10 protein-coding genes and 1 riboswitch are annotated in these 9,076 nt (G+C 72.9%); of the genes, 9 read left to right on the forward strand and 1 reads right to left on the reverse strand.

From position 1 onward, the window contains the following. Positions 1 to 21: 21 nt before the first annotated feature. From UO65_RS28570 to UO65_RS28605, 8 genes are all read left to right on the forward strand, one after another. Positions 22 to 723: an energy-coupling factor ABC transporter permease gene (locus tag UO65_RS28570; protein WP_035288599.1), complete on the forward strand. Its 702-nt coding sequence runs from the start codon at positions 22 to 24 to the stop codon at positions 721 to 723. After that, on the forward strand, positions 720 to 1,070 hold the full coding sequence (locus UO65_RS28575; protein ID WP_035288602.1) for a PDGLE domain-containing protein: 351 nt from the start codon (positions 720 to 722) through the stop codon (positions 1,068 to 1,070). Before UO65_RS28570 ends, UO65_RS28575 begins: the two co-directional genes overlap by 4 nt. Before the next feature lie 2 nt (positions 1,071 to 1,072). Then, positions 1,073 to 1,831, forward strand: a complete 759-nt coding sequence (gene cbiQ / locus UO65_RS28580) for a cobalt ECF transporter T component CbiQ (protein WP_035288604.1) — start codon at positions 1,073 to 1,075, stop codon at positions 1,829 to 1,831. After that, positions 1,831 to 2,598, forward strand: coding sequence for an energy-coupling factor ABC transporter ATP-binding protein (locus tag UO65_RS28585; RefSeq protein WP_035288639.1), 768 nt, complete (start codon positions 1,831 to 1,833; stop codon positions 2,596 to 2,598). The genes cbiQ and UO65_RS28585 overlap by 1 nt, the downstream gene beginning before the upstream one ends. Positions 2,599 to 2,739: 141 nt before the next feature. Beyond that, a riboswitch (glycine riboswitch) is annotated at positions 2,740 to 2,837 on the forward strand. A 213-nt stretch (positions 2,838 to 3,050) separates the two neighbouring features. Next, positions 3,051 to 4,148: a glycine cleavage system aminomethyltransferase GcvT gene (gene gcvT / locus UO65_RS28590; RefSeq protein ID WP_035288607.1), complete on the forward strand. Its 1,098-nt coding sequence runs from the start codon at positions 3,051 to 3,053 to the stop codon at positions 4,146 to 4,148. A gap of 18 nt (positions 4,149 to 4,166) precedes the next feature. Beyond that, on the forward strand, positions 4,167 to 4,544 hold the full coding sequence (gene gcvH, locus UO65_RS28595) for a glycine cleavage system protein GcvH (protein WP_035288610.1): 378 nt from the start codon (positions 4,167 to 4,169) through the stop codon (positions 4,542 to 4,544). A gap of 11 nt (positions 4,545 to 4,555) precedes the next feature. Continuing rightward, a complete protein-coding gene (gene glyA, locus UO65_RS28600; RefSeq protein WP_035288612.1) occupies positions 4,556 to 5,827 on the forward strand; it encodes a serine hydroxymethyltransferase in 1,272 nt (423 codons plus the stop codon). Between the two features lie 74 nt (positions 5,828 to 5,901). Beyond that, positions 5,902 to 7,275 carry an L-serine ammonia-lyase gene (locus UO65_RS28605; RefSeq protein WP_035288615.1) on the forward strand — a complete coding sequence of 458 codons (1,374 nt, stop codon included), beginning with the start codon at positions 5,902 to 5,904 and terminating at the stop codon, positions 7,273 to 7,275. A gap of 174 nt (positions 7,276 to 7,449) precedes the next feature. Here UO65_RS28605 and ku read toward each other — a convergent pair whose 3' ends face one another. Continuing rightward, positions 7,450 to 8,427, reverse strand: coding sequence for a non-homologous end joining protein Ku (gene ku, locus UO65_RS28610; RefSeq protein WP_035288617.1), 978 nt, complete (start codon positions 8,425 to 8,427; stop codon positions 7,450 to 7,452). Positions 8,428 to 8,591: 164 nt separating this feature from the next. On the opposite strand from ku, the gene UO65_RS28615 reads away from it, so the two are divergent. Beyond that, positions 8,592 to 8,897: a WhiB family transcriptional regulator gene (locus tag UO65_RS28615; RefSeq protein ID WP_035288619.1), complete on the forward strand. Its 306-nt coding sequence runs from the start codon at positions 8,592 to 8,594 to the stop codon at positions 8,895 to 8,897. The last annotated feature ends 179 nt before the right edge of the window (positions 8,898 to 9,076 follow it).

The following is a 9,076-nucleotide window of genomic DNA, read 5'->3' on the forward strand; positions in this document are numbered from 1 at the left end:
CGTCCCCGCCCTGGAGGTGCCATGACCACCTCGGTCGCCATGCACATGAGCGACGGCCTGCTGAACTCGCCGACCACCCTGCTGTTCATCGGCGTGGCCGTGGTCGGGGTGGGGTTCGCGGCCGTGCGCGCCCGCGCCGACCTCGACGACCGCACCGCCCCGATGGCCGGGCTGGTCGCCGCGTTCGTCTTCGCCACCCAGATGCTCAACTTCCCCGTGCTCGCGGGCGTCTCCGGGCACCTGCTCGGCGGGGCGCTCGCGGCGATCCTGGTCGGGCCGTGGGTCGGCGCGCTGTGCGTGTCGATCGTGCTGGTCGTGCAGGCGCTGGTGTTCTCCGACGGCGGGCTGAGCGCGATCGGCGCCAACATCACCAACATGGCCCTGATCGGCACCGCGGCGGGCTTCCTCGTCGCGCTGGGCCTCAAGCGGTTCGCCGCGCGCGGCCGGGCCGGGCTGGTCGCGGTGGCGTTCGTGGCCGCGCTGGTCAACACCGTGGTCGCCTCGCTCGGGTTCGTGCTGGAGTTCGCCATCGGCGGCGACGCGGCGTTCGACCTGGGCACCGTGGCCGCGACCATCCTCGGCGTGCACGTGCTGATCGGGATCGGCGAGGGCGTGATCACCGCGCTGACCGTCGGCGCGGTCGCGGCGGTGCGGCCGGACCTGGTGTACCTGTTGCGCGGCACCCAGAAGCCGCTGGAGCTGCGCGGGAAGGCGGCGGCATGACCACGAACCCCAGGCGCAACACCGGTTTCCTGCTCGGCTTCCTGCTGATCGCGCTCGTGCTGGCGGGCGGGGTGTCCTACTTCGCCGACTCCGACCCCGACGGCCTCGACCACGCCACCCTCCAGGGCTGCGAGGTCCGGGAGACGCCGGAGGGCGAGGAACTGCTCGGCGACTGCATCGCGCGCAACGCCCAGGACCACAAGCTCGCCGACAGCCCGTTCGCCGACTACGCGGTCAACGGCGACGAAGGGCTCTCCGGTGTCGCCGGGGTGCTCGGCGTGGTGGTGACGCTCGTGCTCGCGGGCGGGCTGTTCTGGGTGCTGCGCAAGCGGCCCGCGAAGCAGTAGCGGTGGGTGCGGGTCACGCGCACCTGCTGCACCGCCCCGGCGACACCGCCGTGCACCGGCTGCCCGCGCAGGTCAAGGTCGTCGCCGCACTCGCCGTGGTGCTGTGCGTGGTGTCCACCCCGCGCGGGGAGTTCGCGGCGTTCGGGCTGTACCTGCTGCTGCTGGCCTGCGTGTGGGCGCTCGCCCGCGTCCCGCCGGGGTGGCTGGCGAAGCGGGCGCTGATCGAGGCGCCGTTCGTCGTGCTGGCCGTGGTGCTGCCGTTCACCGCGGGCGGGCCGACCGTGGGGCTGCTGGGGCTGCGGCTGTCGGAGACCGGGCTGCTGGCGGGCTGGAACATCCTGGCCAAGGGCACCCTCGGCGTGCTGGTGTCGCTGACCCTGTCGGCCACCACCTCGCCCCGGGACCTGCTGGTCGGGTTGCAGCGCCTGCGGGTGCCCGCCCTGGTGATCACCATCGCCACGCTCATGCTGCGCTACCTGGAGGTCATCTCCGCCGAGGCGGCCCGGATGCGGGTCGCCCGCATCTGCCGCGGTCACGACCCGCGCTTCCTCTGGCAGGCCGGGGCCACCGCCCGCGCCGTCGGCACCCTGTTCATCCGCAGCTACGAGCGCGGCGAACGGGTCCACCTGGCGATGGTCTCGCGCGGCTGGACCGGCACCATGCCCGACGCCGGGCGGGCCGCCGCACCCCGGACCTGGCTCGCGGGCCTGGTCCCCGCGGTGGGCGCCGCGCTCGTCCTGGGGACCACACTGTGGGGGTGATGCCGGAGACCGCCGCGGATGACACCCCGACCACCCGTCCGCCCGCGCTGCTGGTGGAGGGCCTGGCCTACGCCTACCCCGACGGGCACCAGGCGCTGTTCGGCATCGACCTGCGGGTCGAGCCGGGGGAGCGGGTCGCCGTGCTGGGCCCCAACGGCGCGGGCAAGACCACGCTGGTGCTGCACCTCAACGGCGTGCACACCCCCGGGGCCGGGCGGGTGGCGGTCGCCGGGCTGCCGGTGGCCAAGGCGAACCTGCGCGAGGTCCGCCGCCGGGTCGGCATCGTCTTCCAGGACCCCGACGACCAGCTCTTCATGCCGACCGTCCGCGAGGACGTCGCGTTCGGGCCCGCCAACTTCGGCCTGCGCGGCGCCGAACTCGACGCCAGGGTGGCCGCGGCGCTGGCCGCGGTCGGCATGGCCGAGCACGCCGACCGCTCGCCGATGCACCTGTCCGGCGGGCAGCGGCGGCGGGTGGCGCTGGCCACGGTGCTGGCCTGCGACCCGGAGGTCCTCGTCCTCGACGAGCCCTCGGCGAACCTGGAGCCGGTCGCCCGGCGCGAACTCGCCGAGGTGCTGCTGGGCCTGGGCCGCACCACGCTCATGGTCACCCACGACCTGCCCTACGCGTTGCAGTTGTGCCCGCGCAGCGTGCTCGTCGACGAGGGTGTGGTGGTCGCGGACGGCCCCACCCGGGAGCTGCTGGCCGACACCGCGCTGCTCGCGGCGCACCGGTTGGAGCTGCCGTTCGGCTTCAGGCTGGACTGACCGCCCGTCCGCCGGTTAGGTTGAGCCCACACAAGCGAATATCGGGCCGTCACGAGCCAGGACGGGAGAGCCTCCAGCGCGAGCTGGGGCACCGAAGGAGCAAACTCCCCGGAATCTCTCAGGTACAGCTACCGTCCCAGGCCAGGCCACTCTGGAAAGCAGGCGCGTCCGCGCCTCACCCACGGTGCAAGCCGCCCCCGGGCGGTGAAGCTCTCAGGTCACATGACAGAGGGGGAGTTCCCGATCCGGAAGCGGAGGAACTCCTGCATGTCCGCGCTCGTCCCCACCCCGGCCCCCGCGCCGCCCCGCCCCCGGTTGTCCACAGGACCCGGGCGACAGCGGGCGGAGTTGTCCACAGGCCGCACACCTCTCGCCCCGAACTCGCGCCGTCCGTGCCACGCTGATTGTGGACGGTCGAGCACCCCCGCCCGGCCGAAGGAGAACGGACTCCCATGAGCACACCCTCCCCGCTGCACGCGGTGCACGAGGCCCTCGGCGCCTCGTTCACCGACTTCGCAGGCTGGGCGATGCCCCTGCGCTACGGCAGCGAACTGGCCGAGCACAAGGCGGTGCGCACGGCTGCGGGCCTGTTCGACCTCAGCCACATGGGCGAGATCGAGCTGACCGGCCCGGAGGCCGCCGCCGCCCTGGACTACGCCCTGGTGGGCAAGCTGTCGGCGGTGAAGCCGGGCCGCGCGCGCTACACCATGATCTGCGCCGAGTCCGGCGGCGTCCTCGACGACCTGGTGGTCTACCGGCTCGCCGAGGACCGGTACCTGGTCGTGGCGAACGCCTCCAACGCCGCCCTGGTGGCCGCCGAACTGGTCTCGCGGGCCGCGGCCTTCGACGTCGAGGTCGTCGACCGCTCCGCGCAGACCGCGCTGATCGCCGTGCAGGGGCCGAACTCGGCGGCGATCGTGCGCGAGGTCACCGGCGCCGACCTGGACGCGCTGCCGTACTACGCCGGCGTCGCGGCGACCGCGGCCGGGCACGACGTGCTGCTGGCCCGCACCGGCTACACCGGTGAGGACGGCTTCGAGCTCTACGTCGACGGCGCCCTGGCTCCCGATGTGTGGCGGGCGCTGAGCGCTGCCGGGGAGGGCCGCGGGCTCGTCCCGGCCGGGCTGGCCTGCCGCGACACGCTCCGGCTGGAGGCGGGGATGCCGCTCTACGGCAACGAGCTGACCGCCGAGCTGACCCCGTTCGACGCCGCCCTGGGCCGGGTCGTGAAGTTCGACAAGGGGGACTTCGTCGGGCGGGCGGCGCTGGAGCGCAGGCGCGACGCCGACGTGGAGGACAAGGTGCTGGTGGGCCTGGTCACCACCGGCAAGCGCGCCCCCCGGCCCGGGTACGCGGTGCTCGACGCGGCCGGGAACCGGGTCGGTACGGTCACCAGCGGCGCCCTCTCGCCGACCCTCGGCCACCCGGTCGCGCTGGCCTACGTCCCGGCCGCCACCAGCGGACCGGGCACCGCGCTGTCGGTCGACGTCCGGGGTACGGCCCTCCCGGTCGAGGTCGTCGAGCTGCCCTTCTACCAGCGTCCCGCCTAGCAGGAGATCGAGAACGAGATGAGCATCCCGGAGAACCTCGGCTACACCGAGGAGCACGAGTGGGTCGACCTGGGCGGCGACACCGCCACGGTGGGGGTGACGAAGTACGCCGCCGACTCCCTCGGCGACGTGGTCTTCGTGCAGCTTCCCGAGGTCGGCGCCACCGTCGAGGTGGGCGAGGCGTGCGGCGAGATCGAGTCGACCAAGTCCGTCAGCGAGCTGTTCGCGCCGGTCTCCGGCGAGGTCACCGAGGTCAACGACGCGGTGGTGGACAGCCCCGAGCACGTCAACCTCGACCCGTTCGGCGACGGCTGGCTGTTCCGGGTCCGGGTGACCGGCACCCCCGAACTGCTCACCGCCACCGAGTACACCGCGCTGATCGCCGAGACGGACTGAGGGAGACCACGATGAGCACGTTCGCACAGCCGCTGGCCGAGGTCGACCCGGAGGTCTCCGCCGCCGTCGACGCCGAGCTGCGCCGCCAGCAGGACACCCTGGAGATGATCGCCTCCGAGAACTTCGCCCCGCTCGGGGTGCTCCAGGCCCAGGGCTCGGTCCTGACCAACAAGTACGCCGAGGGCTACCCCGGCAAGCGCTACTACGGCGGCTGCGAGCACGTCGACGTGGTCGAGCAGCTCGCCATCGACCGGGTGAAGGCCCTCTTCGGCGCCGAGCACGCCAACGTGCAGCCGCACTCGGGCGCGCAGGCCAACGCCGCGGCGATGGTCTCGGTGCTCAAGCCCGGTGACACCATCCTCGGGCTGGACCTGGCCCACGGCGGCCACCTCACGCACGGCATGAAGATCAATTTCTCCGGCAAGCTCTACAACGTCGCCGCCTACCACGTCGACAAGGAGACCGGCCTGGTCGACATGGCCGAGGTCGAGCGCCTGGCCCAGGAGCACAAGCCGCAGCTCGTCATCGCGGGTTGGTCGGCCTACCCGCGCCAGCTCGACTTCGCCGAGTTCCGCCGCATCGCCGACTCGGTGGGCGCCAAGCTCATGGTCGACATGGCGCACTTCGCCGGTCTGGTCGCCGCCGGCCTGCACCCGAGCCCGGTGCCGCACGCCGACCTGGTCACCACCACCACGCACAAGACCCTCGGCGGTCCGCGCGGCGGGGTGATCCTGTCCACCCAGGAGCTGGCCAAGAAGGTCAACTCGGCGGTGTTCCCCGGCCAGCAGGGCGGCCCGCTCGAGCACGTGATCGCCGCCAAGGCGGTGGCGTTCAAGATCGCCGCCACCGAGGAGTTCGCCGAGCGGCAGCGCCGCGTCCTGGAGGGCGCGCGCATCCTGGCCGACCGGCTCTCCGCGCCCGACGCCGCCGCGGCGGGCGTCAAGGTGTCCTCCGGGGGCACCGACGTGCACCTGGTCCTGGTCGACCTGGTGGACTCGCAGCTCGACGGGCAGCAGGCCGAGGACCGCCTGCACGGCATCGGCATCACCGTCAACCGCAACGCCGTCCCGTTCGACCCCCGGCCGCCGATGGTGACCTCGGGCCTGCGGATCGGCACCCCGGCGCTGGCCACCCGCGGCTTCGACGCCGAGGACTTCGCCGAGGTCGCCGACATCATCGCCGTCGCGCTGCGGCCCGACTTCGACGAGGAAACCAGCTCCGCGCTGCGCGACCGCGTGGCCCTGCTGGTCAAACGCCGCCCGCTCTACCCCGAGCTGGGCTGAGACGACGGACGCAGGCGGGGGCCGCGATCCGGCCCCCGCCGCCGCGCCGTCATGACACACCGAGGAGAAACGTCGTGGCGGTCAGCGTCTTCGACCTGTTCAGCATCGGCATCGGGCCGTCGAGTTCACACACCGTGGGCCCGATGCGCGCCGCGCTGATCTTCGCCGACGGCCTGCGCGCCGCCGGGCTGCTCGACCGGGTCGCCCGGGTCCGCGCCGAGCTGTTCGGCTCGCTCGGCGCCACCGGGCACGGCCACGGCAGCGACAAGGCCGTGCTGCTCGGCCTGGAGGGCGAACGCCCCGAGGACATCGACACCGACGCGGTGCCCACCAGGGTCGCGGCGATCCGGGCCACGGCCGGGCTGCGGCTGCTCGGCACCCACCCGATCGCCTTCACCGAGGACACCGACCTGGTCATGCACCGCCGCAAGGCGCTGCCGCTGCACCCCAACGGCATGACCTTCACCGCCTTCGACGCGGCGGGGGAGCGGCTCGCCGAGCGCACCTACTACTCGGTGGGCGGCGGCTTCGTGCTCGACCAGGAGGCCGCCGACGGGCCGGTGATCTCCGCCGACACCACCCCGGTGCCGTACCCGTTCCGCACCGGCGCCGACCTGCTCGCGCACTGCGCCGCGCACGGGCTGACCATCGCCGAGGTGATGCTGGCCAACGAACTGGTGTGGCGCACCGAGGCCGAGGTCCGCGCGGGCCTGCTCGACATCTGGCAGGTCATGCGCGACTGCGTGGCGGCCGGGTGCGCGCGCGACGGCACCCTCCCCGGCGGCCTCAAGGTCCCGCGCCGCGCCAAGGCGCTGCACGAGAAGCTGCTCGCCGAGGACGGCGCGGGCGACCCGCTCTACGTCATGGACTGGGTGAGCCTCTACGCGCTCGCGGTCAACGAGGAGAACGCCTCCGGCGGCCGGGTCGTCACCGCGCCCACCAACGGCGCCGCGGGCATCATCCCCGCCGTCCTGCACTACTACACCCGGTTCATCCCCACCGCCACGCTCGACGGCGTGGTCGACTTCCTGCTCACCGCCGCCGCGATCGGCGTGGTGCTCAAGGAGACCGGGTCCATCTCCGGTGCCGAGGTGGGCTGCCAGGGGGAGGTCGGCTCCGCCTGCGCCATGGCCGCGGCGGGCCTCACCGCCGTGCTCGGCGGCACCGTCGCCCAGGTCGAGAACGCCGCCGAGATCGGGCTGGAGCACCACCTCGGCCTGACCTGCGACCCGGTCGGCGGCCTGGTGCAGATCCCGTGCATCGAGCGCAACGCGGTCGGGTCGACCAAGGCCATCAACGCCTCCCGGATGGCGCTGCGCGGCGACGGCACGCACATCGTCCACCTGGACAAGGTGATCAAGACCATGCGCCAGACCGGCGCGGACATGCACACCAAGTACAAGGAGACCGCGCGCGGGGGCCTGGCCCTGAACGTCATCGAGTGCTGAGCCGCCCGGTCCGTCCACCTGTTGTCCGGTTCCGGCACCGACCGCGCCGCCCACGGGTCCACCGGCCCCGGACCACCACCCCGGCCCACGGGCCTGGCTGCGCTCCGCCTTGGACTCCGGCGGCCACCGCGGCGACTGGGCCGCGCCCGCGTCGTGCACCGGGGGCGGGGTCGGTCAGGACGCCTCCCGCCTGCCCGACCCGGCCGCGGCCACCGCGTCCCGCAGCTCGTCGCGGGTCATCTTGGAGCGGCCCTTGACGTCCAGCTCGCGGGCCATCTTCTCCAGCTCCGCCTTGCTCAGCCCGTCGAGGTCGACCGACGGCTTCTTCGACGACCCCGCCGACGGCTTGGCCGAGCCCCCGCCCTCGCGGCGCTTCTTGCGGCTCTCCACGCTCTTGCTGAGCGCCTCGAACAGGTCGACCACCTTCGTCGGGCTGCTCGGCGCCTCCTCGGTGACGATCTCGCGGCCCTGGCGCTTGTCCTCGATGAGCTGCTCGACCCGCTGGGTGTAGGTGTCGTGGTGGTCCTCCGGCGACCACTCCTCGGTCATCGACTCGATCAGGTTGACCGCCATGTCCAGCTCCCGGCCGCGCGCCGGGGTGATCTCCGGCATCGACTTGAGCTCGTCGGCCGGGTCGCGGATGTCCTCGGGGAACAGCAGCGTGGTCAGCATCAGCAGGTCGCCGCCCGCGCGCACCGCGGTCAGGTACTCCTTGCCGCGCATGACGAAACCGGCGATCCCGGCCCGGTTGGTCTTGCGCATCGCCTGCAGCAGCAGGCTGTAGGCCTTGCCGTACTCGTCCTTGGCCGGGGCCAGCCAGTAGGTCTTCTGGAAGTGGATCGGGTCAATCTCGTCGAGGTCGACGAACGCGGTGATGTCGATCGTGCGCGAGCGGCCGGGCGCGATCTGGTCCAGCTCGTCCGGCTCGACGATCACGTACTCGCCGCCGCCGACCTCCGCGCCCTTGACGATGTCGGCGTAGGCGACCTCCTCGCCGGTGCGCTCGTTGACCCGCTTGTACCGGATGCGGTCCGAGGTGCCCCGCTCGAACTGCCGGAAGCTGACGGTGTGGTCCTCGGTCGCGCCGAACATGTCGACCGGGACGGTCACCAGCCCGAAGTTGATCGCTCCGTGCCAAATCGGTCGCGCCACGTCACCCTCCCCGGGGGCCGCTCCGGTTGTCCGGCCCCCAGTGTGACCCACGACCACCGGGAAAGTCCTGTTCAACGGCCCACCGGAAAATCGACGCACAGTTCGTTTGACCCCGCAACCGGTTGGGTAACACCGGCTCAACCAGCGACGAGGGGAGCCCCGCCATGAGCGACGTCTCACGCCTGCCCGGTCCGATCGCGGACACGTGGGACTGGCAGCGCCACGGGTCGTGCCGGGGCATGGACAGCGCCCGCTTCTTCCACCCGGACTCCGAGCGCGGCCAGGCCAGGGCCGCCAGGGTCCGCACGGCCAAGGAGATCTGCCAGGGCTGCCCGGTGCTGGCGCAGTGCCGCGAGCACGCGCTGACCGTGGTGGAGCCCTACGGCATCTGGGGCGGCCTGGACGAGGCCGAGCGCCGCGCCGCCCACGCCGCCCGCACCCGCGTGAGCAAGGCGGGCGTCCGGGCCTGACCCGAGGACACGAGAGCCGGGATCGACGTCGATCCCGGCTCTTCTGCGTGTGCTGCTCAGAGCCTTGGTCTCTTGGTGGGTGTGTCCGGGTGGGTGGCTGTGTTTCGCCGCGCGCTTCGGCTCAGGCCCGGTCTTTGTGTGGGTGGTGCCCGGCTGGGTGGATGTGTTTGGCCGGGGCC

Source organism: Actinokineospora spheciospongiae, from assembly GCF_000564855.1.
Lineage (GTDB): Bacteria > Actinomycetota > Actinomycetes > Mycobacteriales > Pseudonocardiaceae > Actinokineospora > Actinokineospora spheciospongiae.